Genomic DNA, 16,434 nt, shown 5'->3' with positions numbered 1-16,434 from the left:
TGATAAAAAATCCCAAGTGAGCTTCTCACTTAGGATTATGTTTTCTAGATTAAATGTCTATCTTGCAAGTTTTAGTTTTGCTTCAAAATCATTGATCACCTTTTGCAGATTGAGCCTGCCTCTGTAGATGCCATAACCAAACAAGAGCATGGCTAAGACACCCAGAAGGGCTAGGACAATTCCTGCAATCAGTGCTAATAGATTAGTCTCATGAAAGAAGTAAATCAGAACAAGACCGATACTGGCAATGACAAAGAAGAGACTAAACCAGCGTCCTAGATTTTCAATCATATGCTTCTGGTAGTGAATTTCTGTTTCATAACCTTGAATCAATTCTTGTTCTGTCATGATTTTCTCCATTCTTTATTTTAGTCAAACAAATTGATACTAGACTAGCAGCATATCGGACTTACTGCCAGTCTGAAACTTGAGTAGGAATTAGTATTTCAGTTGAGGATCAAAGATGCCCAGTGCTACACCAATCAAAGCAATGACAACCAAGAGGAGCATAACAAGGTTTGGTGATACTTTTTTCTTGGCCATCAGCCACCAGCAAAGGGTGATAAAGCCAGCTGTTAAGAGACCTGGATAAACACCGTCAATCTTTTCTTGTAGCTTCAAGAAGGCTTCGCCATCCGCATTTTTCAGCTCAAATGAAGTCGTTACAGATACCCAAGTTGCAGCAACTGCCCCGATAACCATACCACCAATGACACTGATTGCCTTACGAAGGGCCTGTCCTTTAGGTCCTACAAGGAATTCTACCGCCTTGTCCCCTAATTCATAGCCTTTGAAGTAGGCAAAGCGCATCCCGCCATAGATGAGAGCATTCCAAACAAGGATATAGAAGAGAGCCCCGATAGGATTTCCACCTTTCGAGAGGCCAAGGGCAATCCCCAGCAGAACTGGAATTAAAGTTCCGACAACCAAAGAGTCACCGATACCTGCGATAGGCCCCATGAGACCAGCACGCATACCATTAATAGTTTCTCCATCAACTGCATCACCATTGGCACGCGCTTCTTCCAAACCAGCTGTAATCCCCACTACCAAAGCTCCGAGCTGAGGTTCTGTGTTGAAGAAAGCTGTATAGGTCTGCATAGCTTCTTTCTGCTCTGCTTTGTCTTTGTAGAGTTCTTCCACAATTGGTAGCATAGAGGTCAAGTAACCAAAAGTCTGCATGTGCTCTTGGGAGAAGCAAGTCAAATGACCATAGTACCAATGGTGGAATGATTTCGCTAAAGTCTTTTTAGTTATTTTCTTTCTTTCAGCCATCTTAGATATCCTCCTCATCGTCATCAAAGTCAGCCCCACCAGCCGGCGCGGTCACACGAGCTGATTTGATTACTTCCAATTCATAGTAAATTACTGCAAAAATCAATGAAACAACTGCACTGGCAACCAAATTAAGACCAAGTGACTTAGCCAAGGTGAAGCCCACAAAGAATGGGATAAAGTCAGCAGCCTTGGTAACGATTTGTTTCAAGAGAATGGCAATACCTACACATGGGAGAAGAGCTCCGACTGTAAAGAGGGATTTCATGATGAAGCCATCCATTGGCAGGTGAGTCTTCATCAGCTCAACCATATCGGGGCCAAACTTAGTGATAAGCATTGTTGGAAGGAAAGAGAAGACAAAGTGGGAAATCCAAGGATAAACCCAGTCAACAGCGTAAAGCTTTTTAAATTCGCCTTTTTCAACGGCTTCCCAACCAATGTGCTGCCATATCAGGTTTGTAGTGGCTGTTCCATAGAAGAGAACTGTACCGATAGTACCAACTGCTGCTCCGATTGGTGCAGCTGCTGCAGCGATAGCAGATTCAGACGTGATTCCTTTAGAATGAACAAATAAGATTGCGAGAGGAATCCCAATGTAAGAAATCGCCCGCACATCAGCAGAAACTGTACCACCTGGTGTTACTAGAGCGATGTAGAGAACCTGAAGGGCTACCCCAACCATAATCCCTGTTTGTAAGTCTCCGAGAATCAGCCCGCTAATCAAGCCCCCGACCAGAGGACGTCCCAAAGTGTAGTTACCAATACTAGAACCACCCATACCAGGCATAGAAGCTAAACTAGCGAAAAGACCCAGTAAAGCGGCTTGCAGCCAAGAAATTGTCATAATAGACTCTCCTTTTTATTATTATAATTAAAAACCAAATTTAGACTTGAAATCGCTCCAATAACCGATGGAAACATCTGGTAGAAGCTGGAATTTGACTTTGTAGCCTGCTTTTTCGATCGCCTCAATCGCTTCTGCCTCTTCCTGGGTAATGGACTGGTTATTCCCCAGCTTAATAGCTCCAGGACGGTCATTAGCAGGGCCAATGATGATTTCCTTAACATCACCAGGTACAAAGCCTTGGTCCACTAGGATTTCTTTCATGTCCACAGGATTTTTCGTAATGAGGAAATAGCGGCTGTCTGACTCTATGACCTTGCCTGATTTTTCCTTGAAAGCTTCCTTGGTCCAAACAAAAGTCTTCTTGTCAGAAGCTCCCTTGTAGGCCTGAATCAAAACCTTGTTTCCTGCTGCAGCATTATTTACTGCAATCAAGCCATCACAAGGGTATTCCTTGGCCCAGCGAGTGACTGTTTGACCGTGGATCATGCGGTCGTCAATCCGTACAAATGATACTGTCATCTTTAAAATCTCCTTTTATCTTTTAGAATGTATGGCGGAAGTACTAAATGTCGTCTTCATCTTCGTCAGCTGCATCACTTACGACTTCAAATTCCTGCAAAGCAGCTGTAGCCTCGGAAAGGATAGCCTGAGCTAGCTCTTTTCCGTCTAATATGTCTTTCATAACCAAACCAGTCAATCCCATGGTCAGGTTCAAACCACCCAAGATAACTGCTGAGTCGAGCTTACACATGTCAGCTAAGACACTAGCTGCTGTCGTCAGAGGACTGCCTCCTACAATATCAGCCAGAACTAAGACACTGTCATCAGCGCTTAAGCCAGCCAAGGCCTGAGTAAAATTAACTGCAAAATCATCAACTGACTCGCCTTCCTGAAGACCAACCGCAATGACCTGATCCGTCTTGTCTCCGGCAAACATCTTTAAGGAACTCTGCACGCCTGCAGCCAGTCCCCCATGGCTGACCAGTACAAGGTATTTCATCTTTCCTGCCTCCTTTTTCCTTCTAGCTCTTAGCCAAGTAAGGCTTTAAATGATGAAGGATTTATTGATGATTTTATTTTACAAATTTTGAAACCGATTTCATATTGTCAAATGTCATTTTGCCCAGATGACATTTGTTAGGAAAAATATGACATTTGTCATATTGGTCTAGGCAGCTGTGCTTTTTTCTGACTTAATTAGAAATAAAAAAGAAAGCAGATTATTTTCCGCTTTCTATTTCTCTTTGAATGCTCGGCAAGGCACTGTCAATCTCTTGATTCTGCATAGCATTTTGAATCAGATAGTCCATCCTGTCCATGGTATGACGGTCTACTTCAAGACTGATGTCAATGATGGAGCGATTCATCATGTGGTCTAACCTCTCAGAAGTCAAGGAATCCAGGCCAAAATCATCTGCCTGTAAGATTTCTCTGGCCTGTTGACTTTTCACCACAGATGGTAAGACTGAGGTCCCCTGCGATTTTTCAAACAAAGCCTGCTGGCTTTCTTTATCCTGTGACAGCAAGAGCATAAATTCCCAAGCCAGCTTCTCTTGCTTGGTATTGGAAGACATGGCAAAAAGCGAGGTCTTGACCTGTGTTCCCATCACCTGACTATTGGCTGTCGGCATCGGGATACAGGTCCAAGAAAAGCTGGAATATTTGGCAACATGGTAAGGGTAAGGCTTGTAGGTCCGATACTGGGCCAGACTCATAGGATAGAAGGCCACCCGTCCCTCATCAAAGTCATTAGAAGTCACCTTATAGTGTTGGCTGAGCATATCTAGCTTGCTCATAAAGGTCAAGGCTTGGTGCATCTCTGCGCTGTCTACATTGATACCGGATTTATCGATAAGATGGCCGCCGTAAGCTACCAGAGCCTGCTGCCAAGTGTAATCTGTTATACCGTACTGATCCACCACACCATCGCCATTGGTATCCTTGGTTACTTTCTTGCAAATCTCATAGAAATCCACCAGGGTCCAGCCCGACTCAGGAATGCTAATTCCTTCTTTTTCAAGCAGGTCTTTATTGACACACATCATAATAGGATTGCTCTCAACTGGAAGGGCATAGCTGACTCCCTGATATTGCCCAGCCTCATAAGCCACTGGATAAAAAGCCTTTCGCTCATCATCCGTTAGGAGGGTATCCAAGGATTTAAGCGCGCCAGTCGAAGCCAACATACTAAAGTCGTTTTCTGGTACCATAAAGAGATCTGGCTGCTTGCCTTTCAAGACTTCCTCTGCCAGCCAGTCAGCATAATCATCCTTGGGAATACCGCTTTCGTAGACGACCTTGACATGAGGATGCGTCTTTTCAAATTTTTTAATCAGGCTGTCCAAGACCTTGTTTTCGCGGCTGTTAGGCACATCCCAGCTAGAGCCAGCATAGATCCCGATACGCAGGACTTTTTCCTGAGCTGAATCCCAAAATACAAAAGCCAGAGCAACAGATATAATCAAGACAACCAGCAGGGACAAATTTCTCAATCTCCACTTCATTTGTCGCTTTCCTTACTAAAATCTCTCTGGGTGACTCCAGTCTGTACGGCCCAGATAGCCAGTTGGGTCCGGTCACGCAGGTTGAGCTTGGCTAGGATACCCGACAGATAATTACGGACTGTCCCTTCTGATAGAAAGAGTTTGGCTGCAATTTCCTTATTCGAAATCCCAAAGCCAATCTGCTGGATAATCTTCCACTCCGTCCGGTTCATGTCCTCCACATTTTCCTCTGTCACTGTGATGGCAAAGTTGGACTGGGCCATCTGTGAAAAGATTTTGAAGACCTTGGTGGCAATATTGGGATTGATCATAGCTCCGCCTCGATAGACTGTTTGAATAGCTTCATGAAGCTCTTCTGTCGAAACCCCTTTAAGAATATAACCAGAAGCACCGTATTTGAGAGCTGAGAAGATAAATTCATCATCGTCAAAGGTCGTTAGGATGATAATCTTGACATCTGGATACTGCTCCTTGACAGCCTTGGTACAGAGAACACCGTCCATGACTGGCATGCGAATATCCATCAAAATCACATCTGGGCGCACCCGATGAAGCTTTTCCATCACTTCCTTGCCGTCTCCGACCGTCCCGACTACCTCAATATCTGCGTGGGCAGACAGAATGATTTGCAGAGACTCGCGAATCAAGGCCTGATCGTCTGCTATTAAAACCTTAATCATGTCTTCCTCCTATTTTTGGAATTTCGATATGCGTGTAGAAACCGTCCTGATTTTCAAAGCGGACGCTTCCGCCAATAATCATTAGGCGCTCCTGCATCTGCTTGAGGCCATAGCCATAGTGGAGTTCATCAAAGCCAACACCATCATCCTGAATGGTCATTACATAAGCTTCTTCTTCCTCTAGTAGCTCAATCCAGATAGTCTTGGCATGCCCATGGCGGACAGAGTTGGTAATCGACTCCTGGATCACTCGGAAGACAATGTCTTCCTTGGCAATATCCAAGTCAATATTATCCCATTTGTAGAGGAGATGAATCTCCAAGTTGGAGATGGCTTCATACTCACGGGTAATCTTAATCAGAGCTTCCTTCAAAGTGTTATTTTCCAGAGCTCCCGGGCGCATCTTATTGAGCGAGCCTCGGACGTCACGGATACCATCTCGAACGACGACTGAGACATTATTAAGCTGCTCCTTAGCCCGATTGGTATCAATATCAACCAATACCTTGACCGCATCAATACCCGCTGAAATTCCTGTCAGGGCATGGCCCAATGTATCGTGAATCTCTCTGGCAATCCGCTTCCGCTCTCGATCTTCTGCTATTTTCTTAGACAAAGCCAGGTAAGAGTTCAGCTCGCGATTGGCTTGAAAAGCCATGCGAAGCTCTTCCTCAATACGATGGCGCTCCGTAATAGCCGACAAGATATAGAATAGCAAGGAAATCATAAAAACGACAATATTAAGCGAGTAGAGAAAGTTCTTGCCAAATAAGAGCAGAAAGCGTACAGACTCAGGATAAAAACGAATATAGGTATCCAAAGACGGCAGATTGATAAAGAGCGACATGAGGTTATAGTTGGACAAGAGCAGCATGCCAAAGCTCAAAATAATGAAAGAAAACCAGTACTTTTTGTCCTTGGAAGCATTGAACTCCTTAGAGCCATAGAAAATATCCGCAAACACCAAGAGAATCAAGCCATTGTAGGACGAGTGCAAGACGGAAAAGATGACCAGCATGAGCAGGATTTCAATAATGGTCACCTTGTCATAGACGGACAGCTGATTGGGGTGACGCTCCCGATAGTACATGACTAAAAGCAGACAGGCATACAGACTAATAGATACCCAGAAGATTAGGCTAGGAGAGCCCGGAATGGCATCCAAACGCTCCAAAAGCGAGTGACTGAAGCCCTTAGCCGCTACATAGTTGGTCGCAAAGAGATAGATGGATGCATTATAGACAATGGCAAGCAGATTGATGACCATTAGGGCTATTTTGCTGTAAAAGATACTTTTTTGAGGTCTCATTATTGCCACCCTGTAACTGTGTATTGACTGATATTATCTCTATTAACCAGATGAACAGGAATCAGGTATTGGCTGTCGTAGGATTTCCCCTCCTGCATCAGCTCAATTACTTGCGCCACCTTGCGTCCCATCTGAATGGGCGATTGAGCCACGGTTCCCTCTATATCACTAGTCGTAGCCAAAAAGTTTTTGATATCAGGCGATCCATCCACGCCGTAGATGGAGATTTTCTTATCAAGACCTTGATTTTTAATAGCTGCTAAGGCGCCGATAGCTGCCCGATCATTGAGCGCCATGACTACATTAAAGTCCAAACCTTCGTCTAAGGCACTTTTTACTTGCGGCATGCTTTCCTCTGTCTGACCCAATGTTTCTTTCTGGGAAATAATCTTGTAGCTAGGCTGTTTTTCAATCGTATCAATAAATCCCTGAATCCGGTCCATGGCAGAGACGGCATTGCGGTGCTCTAGAAGGAGAATATTAGCAGAAGGCAAGCGCTTCATCATGTCCTGGGCAATCAGGACGCCTGCTTGGTAGTTATCCGACACAATAGTCGTATCCACTTTTACATCCTGACTGATAGGCGCATCCACTACGATGATTTTAATCCCAGATTTCTTGGCCTTTTGAAGAGAGGAAATAATGCTTGGACTATTGCTTTTTACCGGATTGATAACAATGACATCAACCTTTTCTCGGACAAAAAAGTCAATCTGCTGGCTCTGCTTGCCCTCATCCAACTCAGGATCCCGCACGTAAAGCCGGCTGCCCTGCTGGTTGGTTTTCTTCTCCAGCTCCGCATTTAATGTCTTATAAAAATCATTATTCATGGTCATGTAGGTTGCCCCAATCTTGACCTGCTTCTCACCTGGCATAACGCCCTTGAAATAAACAAAAAACAAAGCAAAAATAAGCAGAATGAAAAGCGGCCAGAGAGCCTTCTTCTGATAATGCTGAACCCGTTTTTTGACATTAGCTGCTACCATTTCCCCCCCTATGCCGTAAGCGCCTTTATGAAACATATAGGATTATTATATTACAAAACCGCCAAAAAGCAAAATCTTTCCAAAATGACTATCATAAAAAAAGCGAGACAGAATCTAAAAATTCATTGATTTTTGATTCTTGGTCCCACCTCGGCAATCATAATTAAACTTTTAAAAGCTTGAGAGAAATAGAATTCAGTCAAACAGATCTTGCATCTTACAAAACTGAATGCTGATTTTTTAGAGCTAGGTCATTTCCCACTCTTTGCTTCTTGCTTAAAAGGGAAGTTCCTCTTCTTCCAACACTAAATCTGCCAAATCACCTCCGCTGTCATTTTCACGCAGAGCACGCTGGGCGCGACTTCCAGGAGATGGAAGCTATGACAGAGCACCTCTGTCACATAATGAGTCGCCCCTCCTTCTCGTAGCGACGAGTCCGCAACTCACCATTCAGGGAAATCAAGCTGCCCTTACTTGCATAGCTGGCTAAAGTCTCAGCTAGGCGTCCCAGACAACCACATTTACAAAATCCGCTTCACGCTAACCGCTCTGAGATTGGTGGTACGAGTTAAAAGACTGGGAATAGAGAATTTCTTAATCTCTGTCTGCGAGTAGTCTAAAACTCGGTTAAAAATATCACTTCTTAGCCTACTAGTATAAGAAGCAGCCACTCTGGACGTAAAAAATCCAACTGCAACTGCGGACAAGAAGGCCAGAAAAGACATTCCCACCATCATACCTACTGGTTGCCATAACTCATCTAAATTAGTTTCTTTAATTCCCAACAAATTCGTGATTTTCGAGATATAGGTCGGTACTTCCAACTCCAGATAAACCGAAAAGCAGGTGAAGAGAATGGCTAGTAGGATCATCCCCCACTCTTTTCCTGTAATACGTTTAGCAAGTTTCTTCATTCTCTCCTCCTATTCTTTCTACATTAGCCTGTAGTTGTCCGAGAACTTCTTCAAAAACGGCTAGCTTTTCCTTTGAAATTCCTTCCAGTAGACCACTGGCAATCCGATCAAAAAGCGCCTTAACTTCTTGCATCTGAGATCGTGATTTATCGGTCAAACGAACAAGTTTTGCTCGTTTATCACTTGGACTGGCCTCTAACTCGACTAAATCATTTTGTACCATACGCTTGACCAAGTTGCTTGCAACTGACTTGGTGATATTGAGTTCTGTCTCAATATCCTTGATAAGCGTTAATTCCTGATCATGCTCACGACGATCTAAAAACTGCAGGACCTGTCCTTGCGGTCCCCCCATAAATTCAATACCGCAACGTTTGGCTTCTTTCTGCAACATCAGGTGGATCTGGTACCCAAAACGTTTAAAAATCAACAACGATTTGTCCATGATTGCTCCCTTCTCATGATTTTATATAGTTCTCTGGAGAACTAATTTAGTTTTCATGAGAACTATTTTATCACTTTCGGAGGAGATGTCAAGAAAAAAGTTTCCTAGAGAACTATTCTAGTCTAAATTGACATTGGAGAATATTTTCTCTATAATAAGCACTAGCTACCATGGATAGGAATCCATTCACTCGATGAAGGGAGAAGACTTTCAAATGAAACCAGAAGAACAAAAAGTTTTAGGGATTTTAGCAACCATTTTTGGATCCATCGCACTTTTAGGATCTTGGATCCCGTTTATTAATTATCTATCGTTTTTCATCGCTATTGTCGCTTTGATATTAGGTATTATCGGACTTATTGCCAATCTCAAAAAACGGAAAACAATGGCCATTATCGGAACATCCTTGTCAATTGCTTCTATTATACTCTTCCTTACGACCCAAATGTTGTATGCTAATGTCTACAAAGAGTTTGTCAGAGAGTTTAACCGTTCCTATAGAGAAGCCAGTTCCTCAATGGAACGCGACTTGACAGATGATACCATTGATTCACTCCCTGAAGAGGAGGAAGAGGATTCCTTCACTTGGACCCAAAAAGAGTTCGACGCCTTAATCGAAGGTGACCTTGACAACAAAGGAAAAGGTGGTACCAACTACAAGGATATTATCAAAAAGCATGGACTACCAGATTCCGAGTTTGATTCAATCATTGAGGGCTACGACACCAAGAAAATTACCTATATTGGCATTGATGATAAAATCAAGACCGTTACTCTGACCTTTGTAAAACAGGATGATGGTCAACTCTTACTAGTTCATAAAATAGCTGTAGGCCTAGGAGAAAGACAGCAGCAAAGAGATTCTGGAATCAGAGTCTAATCTCAAATATAAAAAGCGAACAGCTAGCAAGTCTGTTCGCTTTTTTATTAGAATCCATCGACATTTGTGTAGATCTTTTGGACGTCCTCATCATCTTCAAGAACGCTGTAAAGTTTTTCAAAGGTTTCAAGGTCTTCACCTGACAACTCAACTTCTGACTGAGGAATCATTTCCAGTTCAGTAACTTGGAATTCTTCGATACCAGACTCACGAAGGGCAACGATAGCCTTATGAAGGTCTGTTGGAGCTGTGTAAACAGTGATTGTTCCTTCTTCCGCTTCTACATCATCCACATCAATATCTGCTTCAAGCAACAATTCAAAGATAGCATCCGCATCATCACCAGCAAATACGATAACACCCTTGTTGTCAAAGAGGTAAGAAACAGAACCTGAAGCACCCATGTTTCCGCCATTTTTACCAAAAGCAGCACGAACGTTCGCAGCTGTACGGTTGACGTTTGAAGTCAAGGTATCCACAATCAGCATAGAACCATTTGGTCCAAATCCTTCGTAACGTCCTTCTGTAAAGGTTTCGTCTGTGTTTCCTTTTGCCTTATCGATAGCCTTATCAATAACGTGTTTCGGCACTTGCGCTTGTTTGGCACGATCGATAACGAATTTCAAAGCAGTGTTTGATTCTGGATCTGGTTCCCCTTTTTTAGCTGCTACATAGATTTCTACACCAAATTTTGCATATACTTTAGAGTTAGCTCCATCTTTAGCCGTTTTCTTGGCTACGATATTGGCCCATTTACGTCCCATTAGGAATCTCCTTTTTCACATTTTAATCTTTCTTATTATAACACAAGTCTTTTCGATTTTCACTAGAGGAAATGGATTTTCTTTTGCAAAGCAAGCTAGGCTTTCCCTCCGACTGCCACGATTTTCTTGCCTTCTTTTATCCAAGGATGTCGGGAAAGGGAGAAGTAAAGTTGGACAGTCATCACAACCCAGAGTAGCGGTTCACAGAGAATAACACCTGTATAGCCTGTCCAAGGAATAATCCAAGCTACGAAAATAATTTTCCCAAACAATTCTATAAAGCTAGATATAAGTGGCAAAAGTTTTTGGCCTAGTCCCTGCAAGCTATTTCTATAAATCAATAAAAGACTTAAAAATGGATAAAATACAGAACTGATACGTAAGTACAAGGTCCCGTTTTCTACCAAATAGCTGTCTGTCGAACTCGCCAAGAAAGAGACTAGGCTAGGACTGGCAAAAAATAGGAAAATACAGGCAAAGGCTGCCCAAGACATACTCAAATAGCTCCCTAAACGAAGACCTTGGACAATACGTTCGGGACGTTTTGCACCAAAGTTTTGAGAGATAAAAGTCGTCATTGATGCTGAAATAGCTGTCATTGGCAGCAAGGCAAAGGCCATGATTCGCCGTGCTGCCGTTTGAGCACTGATAATGACTGCACCAAAACTATTGACAGAGGATTGTAAAATGACACTCCCGATAGAGACGATCGACCCCATCAGACCCATGGCTAGTCCCTGCTCCAAGAGATCCACATAGAGAGCCTTATTCCATTTAAAATGTTTGAGACCCGGAAGAAGCTCTGGAACACTCTTACGAATATAAAAATAACAGAGGATTGCTGACAAACCCTGCGAGATAATGGTTGCAAGACCCGCAGACTGAACTCCCAGATGCAGTTGCGTAATAAAATACAAATCCAAGATCACATTAACGATAGCTGAAAAGATAAGAAAAGCAAGAGCCGCAAGGCTATCGCCAATCGAGCGCAGTAAGCCTGCAAAAAGATTGTAGGCGAAGCTGACGCCTACACAGGTAACAATCATGGAGATATACTCGTAGGATTGAGGAAGGATTTCTACAGGTGTCTCTAAATATTGCAAGAGTGGATACAGGCCGAAGAAGCCCATCAGCATGACAAGAGCACTCAGGATGGCACCCAGAAGCCAAGTTGCCGCAACAGCCTCTTTAATCTTAGCAAAATTACGAGCCCCATAATAGCGAGCAATGACAATCCCCATGCCATTGCCAACACCAAGCGTAAAGCCTATAATCAAGTCAAAAACGGCCGTTGTCGCTCCTACTGCTGCTAAGGATTCTTGTCCAAGGAACCGCCCTACAATCAAGACGTCAGCTGTATTATATAGTTGTTGAAAGATATTGGACAACAGAATTGGAAGGGCAAAGCTCAAAAGTGAGGGAAGAATGGGGCCATGAATCAGGTCCACTGTTTGTTTTTTATTCATAAAGATATTATATCAGCTTTCCAGAGGACCGACAAGATTCTTTAACGAATACCGAAATCAATTGCTTACAGAGAGACAATTTGCTATAATCAAGAAAAGGAGGTCATTTATGAGTTTGACCAGTCAATTAATAACCGATGTGTTTCCAGATCTTGATAAAGTTGAAAAGCTAAATAACGAAGCTTTCCCCGAGGAAGAACGGGTCCCCCTTTCTGAGTTTTTGCGCTATCAGGACCGAGATGACGCCCACTTTTTTGCTTTTTATAACGAAGAAGAATTTGTTGGCTTTGCTTTTGCCATCTCCAACCAAAAGGCCTTCTATATTAGCTTTTTTGCCATCATGCCTCACTTAAGAAGTCATGGGTATGGGAAGGAAATTATCGACAAACTAACTGATTTTTACCAGCGAACCATGTTGCTTGAAGTAGAGCGACTGGATGAAGAATGCGATAACTTGGAACAAAGAAAAGCTCGTATGAGCTTCTATCAACAAAATGGCTTCAAAACAGCTAACGCTTTTCTAGAGTATGATGGCTTGAGTTTTGAAATTCTCTACCGCGGTGACCATTTCGACGAGGAAGCCTATCGCGACATCTTCCAAAAATTACAAGATGAACATTATTTTGACTTTCACATCAAATACAGGCGCTTTAGTGATCATTAGTTGTTTCAAGGAAGAGAAATCTAGAGAGTTTTCTCACGATAAAAACGCATAATACCAAGGTTCTGAATACCTGATATTATGCGTTTTTATGATTTTGAAAACTTTCCCTAGTTTTATCTTTAATCTTCAATTTCGATTTCAAGTCCATCACCTAGGTCAAGCGTCACTTCTTGGTTAGGTGCCAAATCTTCAGCGACAGAAGTAGGAGTGGATCCCTCTTCATCTTCAATCAAACCATATTGAACACGAACCTGATGGTCAATCTCATCAAAAATCTCTGGGTGATCTGCCAAGTATTTCTTAGCATTCTCCGATCCTTGCCCGATTTTTTCACCCTTGTAAGAGTACCATGCTCCTGCTTTTTGGATGATATCGAGATCACTTGCGATCTTCAAGAGTTCACCAGTCTTAGAAATCCCTTCTCCGTACATGATTTCAACGAAGGCTTCCTTAAATGGTGGAGCCACCTTGTTTTTCACGACCTTGATCTTGGTTTCTTTACCGACATTGGTATCTTTTTGGTCACCAGTTCCTTTGATTTGTGTGCTTCCACGAACATCCAAACGGACTGAAGCGTAGAATTTCAGAGCACGTCCACCAGGTGTTGTTTCTGGATTTCCAAACATAACCCCAACTTTTTCACGCAACTGGTTGATAAAGATGGCAATTGTTTTGGTTTTATTGATAGAAGCACCAAGTTTACGCATGGCCTGGCTCATCATACGAGCCTGCAAACCAACGTGGCTATCTCCAATATCACCATCAATTTCTGCACGAGGTACAAGGGCCGCAACTGAGTCGATAACGACAAGGTCAACTGCACCTGAGTCAATCAATTTTCCAGCAATTTCAAGACCTTGCTCTCCTGAGTCTGGTTGTGACAAGAGCAATTCGTCAATGTTCACACCAAGGGCTGCAGCATAGGCTGGGTCAAGAGCATGTTCCGCATCGATAAAGGCTGCAATACCACCTTCTTTCTGTGCTTGCGCGACAGCATGAAGGGCAACCGTTGTCTTACCAGAAGACTCTGGTCCATAGATTTCGATGATGCGTCCCTTAGGATAACCACCTGAACCAAGAGCAATGTCAAGAGCCAAGGACCCTGAACTCATGACTTGCACTTTTTGCTCCGCGCGCTCACCCAAACGCATGATTGATCCCTTACCAAAGTCTTTCTCAATCAATTTAAGAGCATCGTTCAAGGCTTTTTCACGATCCGCTCCAAACTTTTTTGAAATTTCATCTAATTTTTTTGGTTTTTTCGCCATTCTGTTCTCCTATATTCTACTGGTCCTTAGACCTATCTACTATTATATCAAAATTTAGTCACTTAATAAAGCCTTACGAGCTAGGTTAAAGGCATGCATAACCGCGATGTGACGTACATCTGCTCGACTCCGTCCTGCGATATTAGCCTTGATCACCTCTGTCCCTTTTGCATGTGCCAGTCCAATAAAAACTGTGCCGGCGGGATGCCCCTCTAGGCTATCTGGCCCAGCTACACCTGTCAGACTGACTCCATAATCAGACTGAGTCTTGAGCCGTGCCTGCTCTGCCATTTTTCGAGCCGTAAACTCAGAAACGACCCCGTGTTCTTTTAGCTCTTGCTCGGAAATATCCAACATCTTGGACTTTTCTTCTAGGCTGTAGGTGACAAACCCTCCATTAAAGATAGCTGAAACACCTGAAAAGTCTGCTAAAGTAGCCTGAAAGAGACCTGCCGTCAAGCTTTCTGCCGCAGTAATGCTTTTCTGTCTCTTCTTTAGCTCTTCTACAACGACACTTGCGAGGCTGGTTTCTTCCCCATATCCATAACAGATGTCGCGCAGAGAAATTCCCTCAAAAGTCTGGCGATCCAAGATTTGATTTTCTAAGATATCTAGTACTTGATCAGCCTTTTCTTGACTAACTGCTTTTGTAGACAGGCGCAAAGTCACTTCTCCCGTCTTGGCATAAGGAGCCAAGGTCGGATCCGTTTGCTGGTCAATCAAGTCCGCCAAAATGGTCACCAACTGACTCTCACCAATTCCAAAGAAACGAAGCACTCGGGAATATAGTTTGGTGCCTGTCATCAGCTTGGGTAAAAGTTGATTTAAGACCATGGGTTTCAACTCACTTGGCGGTCCCGGAAGGACCACGTAGGCTACGCCATCCACTTCTAAGATTCCTCCAACAGCCAATCCTGTTTCGTTTGGTAGTGGAGTCGACCCTGCTACAAGTTGAGCTTGTCTTTCATTATTTGGTGTTCTCGCATAGTCTGGTCTCTGAGCAAAAAAGACATCCAACTTTGCCTGCGACTGAGGATCGAAGGCTAATTCTTTCCCTAAAAATTTAGCTAGAGTTTGTTTGGTCAAATCATCCTCAGTTGGTCCCAAGCCCCCTGTCAAAATCACAAGATTACTACGTTGGCTCGCAATCTCAAGCAAGGACAAAAGACGAGCTTCATTGTCTCCGACAGCTGTTTGGAAGTAGACATCTACCCCAATTTCGGCTAGCTTCTCTGATAAAAACTGAGCATTGGTATTGACGATTTGCCCTGTTAAAATTTCTGTTCCAACAGCAATAATTTCTGCTTTCATATTTCCTCCTACTTATCTATTCGAATTCTTTTTGAAAAAATCGCAGGAAATTTCCCACGATTTGATTCTTTTCTTATTCTGCTTCTTCGTTTGAAGCGTTAGTACTGGTTGAAGGCGCTGTCCGACCAAAGGCTGTTTCGTACAGTACCGCATTGGTTTCCAATTCTGTCACTGGCTCTTTACCTAGTGAACGACGCAAGAGATTTTGCATCTCGAGCATATGTTCTGAAGTGACAATCTGATAAGAAATTCCCTGTAGCTCAGCATCTTCCCCACGCAATTGATGCGTTTCGATATTCTTGAAAGAATCTTGATAGCCGAGCAATTGTGGAATACTCTTGGCTGAAAGATCTACGTTGGTCTGCATATTGTTGCTCAATGCTTTGAGGATGCCTTGATAGTGGCTCACACTGTTTAGGCTCAAAACTTTCTCAACGATTTTTTGAATGACTTCCCGTTGACGTTTTTGACGACCATAGTCTCCTTCAGGGTCTTGGTAACGCATCCGTGAATAAACCAACGCTTCCTCACCATTCAAGGTTTGTTCTCCAACACCGATGGAGATCTTATTAAACTCTTCTTGGTCAGTTATGGAAATTGGGAAACCAAGTGTATTGTTGACGGTGATTCCACCAACTGCATCCACCAATTGTTGAAGGCCTTGCATGTTGACCATTACATAGCGGTCAATGTGGATATTCATCATCTTTTGAATAGTAGAAATTGCAAGCTCCGCACCGCCATTGGCATAGGCCGCATTGAGTTTGGCTTCCTGAACTTGGCCATTTCCACTCTCGATCTTGGTCAGAATATCCCGTTCCAAACTCATCATAGTGGTTTTCTTTGTTTTTGGATTAACCGTCAAGAGAATCATGGAATCACTATTCCCTGCCCACGGATCTGTACGTTCCGAATTTCCCGTATCTACCCCCATTAGGAGAATCGTTAGAGGCTCAGTTGCTTCGATAACGTTGGTTTCTTCACCGATTTTTTTGTAAGTTTTTTGACTCAGGGTTGCAGTTCCCTGCTGATAGATTGTGTAGGCATAAATTCCTACACCTACAACTGTTACGGCCAGGAAACCTAGCACCATTCCAATTAATTTTTTGATCATCTCG

The 16,434-nt window shown here is 43.1% G+C and carries 17 protein-coding genes and 2 pseudogenes; 2 read left to right on the top strand and 17 right to left on the bottom strand.

Translation table 11 applies throughout. The annotated features are described in order from the left end of the window. Nucleotides 1-57: 57 nt before the first annotated feature. The 12 genes and pseudogenes from AC4ME5_RS05255 to AC4ME5_RS05200 form a co-directional block, all read right to left on the bottom strand. The gene (locus AC4ME5_RS05255; RefSeq protein WP_007520704.1) at nucleotides 58-348 is read right to left on the bottom strand and encodes a hypothetical protein; all 291 of its coding nucleotides are present in this window, start codon (nucleotides 346-348) and stop codon (nucleotides 58-60) included. A gap of 90 nt (nucleotides 349-438) precedes the next feature. Next, nucleotides 439-1,293, bottom strand: a complete 855-nt coding sequence (locus AC4ME5_RS05250; RefSeq protein WP_491800431.1) for a PTS system mannose/fructose/sorbose family transporter subunit IID — start codon at nucleotides 1,291-1,293, stop codon at nucleotides 439-441. Continuing rightward, nucleotides 1,277-2,122 carry a PTS mannose/fructose/sorbose/N-acetylgalactosamine transporter subunit IIC gene (locus AC4ME5_RS05245; protein ID WP_033605823.1) on the bottom strand — a complete coding sequence of 282 codons (846 nt, stop codon included), beginning with the start codon at nucleotides 2,120-2,122 and terminating at the stop codon, nucleotides 1,277-1,279. Before AC4ME5_RS05245 ends, AC4ME5_RS05250 begins: the two co-directional genes overlap by 17 nt. Nucleotides 2,123-2,149: 27 nt before the next feature. Next, on the bottom strand, nucleotides 2,150-2,644 hold the full coding sequence (locus AC4ME5_RS05240) for a PTS sugar transporter subunit IIB (protein WP_033605824.1): 495 nt from the start codon (nucleotides 2,642-2,644) through the stop codon (nucleotides 2,150-2,152). A 43-nt stretch (nucleotides 2,645-2,687) separates the two neighbouring features. Next, nucleotides 2,688-3,125: a PTS sugar transporter subunit IIA gene (locus AC4ME5_RS05235; RefSeq protein ID WP_033605825.1), complete on the bottom strand. Its 438-nt coding sequence runs from the start codon at nucleotides 3,123-3,125 to the stop codon at nucleotides 2,688-2,690. A 220-nt stretch (nucleotides 3,126-3,345) separates the two neighbouring features. Next, on the bottom strand, nucleotides 3,346-4,629 hold the full coding sequence (locus AC4ME5_RS05230) for an ABC transporter substrate-binding protein (RefSeq protein ID WP_049550223.1): 1,284 nt from the start codon (nucleotides 4,627-4,629) through the stop codon (nucleotides 3,346-3,348). Then, entirely contained in the window at nucleotides 4,626-5,309 is a 684-nt protein-coding gene (locus AC4ME5_RS05225; RefSeq protein WP_007520712.1) for a response regulator transcription factor, read from the bottom strand. The genes AC4ME5_RS05230 and AC4ME5_RS05225 overlap by 4 nt, the downstream gene beginning before the upstream one ends. After that, a complete protein-coding gene (locus AC4ME5_RS05220) occupies nucleotides 5,302-6,618 on the bottom strand; it encodes a sensor histidine kinase (RefSeq protein WP_491800269.1) in 1,317 nt (438 codons plus the stop codon). The genes AC4ME5_RS05225 and AC4ME5_RS05220 overlap by 8 nt, the downstream gene beginning before the upstream one ends. Next, the gene (locus AC4ME5_RS05215; protein WP_007520714.1) at nucleotides 6,618-7,604 is read right to left on the bottom strand and encodes a substrate-binding domain-containing protein; all 987 of its coding nucleotides are present in this window, start codon (nucleotides 7,602-7,604) and stop codon (nucleotides 6,618-6,620) included. Before AC4ME5_RS05215 ends, AC4ME5_RS05220 begins: the two co-directional genes overlap by 1 nt. A 276-nt stretch (nucleotides 7,605-7,880) precedes the next feature. Further along, a pseudogene (locus AC4ME5_RS05210) lies at nucleotides 7,881-8,144 on the bottom strand (single-stranded DNA-binding protein); the annotation flags it as partial. Nucleotides 8,145-8,158: 14 nt separating this feature from the next. Beyond that, a pseudogene (locus tag AC4ME5_RS05205) lies at nucleotides 8,159-8,518 on the bottom strand (6TM ABC transporter family protein); the annotation flags it as partial. Then, on the bottom strand, nucleotides 8,502-8,963 hold the full coding sequence (locus tag AC4ME5_RS05200; protein ID WP_007520703.1) for a MarR family winged helix-turn-helix transcriptional regulator: 462 nt from the start codon (nucleotides 8,961-8,963) through the stop codon (nucleotides 8,502-8,504). The gene AC4ME5_RS05200 and the pseudogene AC4ME5_RS05205, both read right to left, overlap by 17 nt. Before the next feature lie 193 nt (nucleotides 8,964-9,156). Here AC4ME5_RS05200 and AC4ME5_RS05195 point away from each other — a divergent pair, with 193 nt between their 5' ends. Then, entirely contained in the window at nucleotides 9,157-9,843 is a 687-nt protein-coding gene (locus AC4ME5_RS05195; protein WP_045617726.1) for a DUF308 domain-containing protein, read from the top strand. 47 nt (nucleotides 9,844-9,890) lie between these two features. Here the strand turns inward: AC4ME5_RS05195 and AC4ME5_RS05190 are convergent, their stop codons facing one another. Continuing rightward, nucleotides 9,891-10,607 (bottom strand): YebC/PmpR family DNA-binding transcriptional regulator, encoded by a 717-nt coding sequence (locus AC4ME5_RS05190; RefSeq protein WP_000532898.1) that lies wholly within the window; start codon nucleotides 10,605-10,607, stop codon nucleotides 9,891-9,893. Nucleotides 10,608-10,702: 95 nt separating this feature from the next. Beyond that, the gene (locus tag AC4ME5_RS05185; protein ID WP_061588624.1) at nucleotides 10,703-12,073 is read right to left on the bottom strand and encodes an MATE family efflux transporter; all 1,371 of its coding nucleotides are present in this window, start codon (nucleotides 12,071-12,073) and stop codon (nucleotides 10,703-10,705) included. A gap of 109 nt (nucleotides 12,074-12,182) precedes the next feature. On the opposite strand from AC4ME5_RS05185, the gene AC4ME5_RS05180 reads away from it, so the two are divergent. Beyond that, on the top strand, nucleotides 12,183-12,737 hold the full coding sequence (locus tag AC4ME5_RS05180; RefSeq protein WP_000060287.1) for a GNAT family N-acetyltransferase: 555 nt from the start codon (nucleotides 12,183-12,185) through the stop codon (nucleotides 12,735-12,737). A 119-nt stretch (nucleotides 12,738-12,856) separates the two neighbouring features. Here the strand turns inward: AC4ME5_RS05180 and recA are convergent, their stop codons facing one another. The 3 genes from recA to lytR form a co-directional block, all read right to left on the bottom strand. After that, nucleotides 12,857-14,005: a recombinase RecA gene (gene recA / locus AC4ME5_RS05175; RefSeq protein ID WP_033585774.1), complete on the bottom strand. Its 1,149-nt coding sequence runs from the start codon at nucleotides 14,003-14,005 to the stop codon at nucleotides 12,857-12,859. 54 nt (nucleotides 14,006-14,059) lie between these two features. Continuing rightward, on the bottom strand, nucleotides 14,060-15,316 hold the full coding sequence (locus AC4ME5_RS05170) for a competence/damage-inducible protein A (protein ID WP_061588623.1): 1,257 nt from the start codon (nucleotides 15,314-15,316) through the stop codon (nucleotides 14,060-14,062). 73 nt (nucleotides 15,317-15,389) lie between these two features. Next, nucleotides 15,390-16,430, bottom strand: coding sequence for a glycopolymer--peptidoglycan transferase LytR (gene lytR, locus AC4ME5_RS05165; RefSeq protein ID WP_061588622.1), 1,041 nt, complete (start codon nucleotides 16,428-16,430; stop codon nucleotides 15,390-15,392). Nucleotides 16,431-16,434 lie beyond the last annotated feature (4 nt).

The sequence above is a fragment of the Streptococcus sp. A69 genome (genome assembly GCF_058556195.1).
Note: the sequence above shows the minus strand (reverse complement) of the source record. Positions and strands in the feature narration are given on the sequence as shown.

What these genes read in the sequence shown, in the direction of transcription:
- AC4ME5_RS05255 (WP_007520704.1), bottom strand. Translation starts at nt 348, where the DNA reads ATGACAGAACAAGAATTGATTCAAGGTTATGAAACAGAAATTCACTAC.
- AC4ME5_RS05250 (WP_491800431.1), bottom strand. Translation starts at nt 1,293, where the DNA reads ATGAGGAGGATATCTAAGATGGCTGAAAGAAAGAAAATAACTAAAAAG.
- AC4ME5_RS05245 (WP_033605823.1), bottom strand. Translation starts at nt 2,122, where the DNA reads ATGACAATTTCTTGGCTGCAAGCCGCTTTACTGGGTCTTTTCGCTAGT.
- AC4ME5_RS05240 (WP_033605824.1), bottom strand. Translation starts at nt 2,644, where the DNA reads ATGACAGTATCATTTGTACGGATTGACGACCGCATGATCCACGGTCAA.
- AC4ME5_RS05235 (WP_033605825.1), bottom strand. Translation starts at nt 3,125, where the DNA reads ATGAAATACCTTGTACTGGTCAGCCATGGGGGACTGGCTGCAGGCGTG.
- AC4ME5_RS05230 (WP_049550223.1), bottom strand. Translation starts at nt 4,629, where the DNA reads ATGAAGTGGAGATTGAGAAATTTGTCCCTGCTGGTTGTCTTGATTATA.
- AC4ME5_RS05225 (WP_007520712.1), bottom strand. Translation starts at nt 5,309, where the DNA reads ATGATTAAGGTTTTAATAGCAGACGATCAGGCCTTGATTCGCGAGTCT.
- AC4ME5_RS05220 (WP_491800269.1), bottom strand. Translation starts at nt 6,618, where the DNA reads ATGAGACCTCAAAAAAGTATCTTTTACAGCAAAATAGCCCTAATGGTC.
- AC4ME5_RS05215 (WP_007520714.1), bottom strand. Translation starts at nt 7,604, where the DNA reads ATGGTAGCAGCTAATGTCAAAAAACGGGTTCAGCATTATCAGAAGAAG.
- AC4ME5_RS05200 (WP_007520703.1), bottom strand. Translation starts at nt 8,963, where the DNA reads ATGGACAAATCGTTGTTGATTTTTAAACGTTTTGGGTACCAGATCCAC.
- AC4ME5_RS05195 (WP_045617726.1), top strand. Translation starts at nt 9,157, where the DNA reads ATGAAGGGAGAAGACTTTCAAATGAAACCAGAAGAACAAAAAGTTTTA.
- AC4ME5_RS05190 (WP_000532898.1), bottom strand. Translation starts at nt 10,607, where the DNA reads ATGGGACGTAAATGGGCCAATATCGTAGCCAAGAAAACGGCTAAAGAT.
- AC4ME5_RS05185 (WP_061588624.1), bottom strand. Translation starts at nt 12,073, where the DNA reads ATGAATAAAAAACAAACAGTGGACCTGATTCATGGCCCCATTCTTCCC.
- AC4ME5_RS05180 (WP_000060287.1), top strand. Translation starts at nt 12,183, where the DNA reads ATGAGTTTGACCAGTCAATTAATAACCGATGTGTTTCCAGATCTTGAT.
- recA (WP_033585774.1), bottom strand. Translation starts at nt 14,005, where the DNA reads ATGGCGAAAAAACCAAAAAAATTAGATGAAATTTCAAAAAAGTTTGGA.
- AC4ME5_RS05170 (WP_061588623.1), bottom strand. Translation starts at nt 15,316, where the DNA reads ATGAAAGCAGAAATTATTGCTGTTGGAACAGAAATTTTAACAGGGCAA.
- lytR (WP_061588622.1), bottom strand. Translation starts at nt 16,430, where the DNA reads ATGATCAAAAAATTAATTGGAATGGTGCTAGGTTTCCTGGCCGTAACA.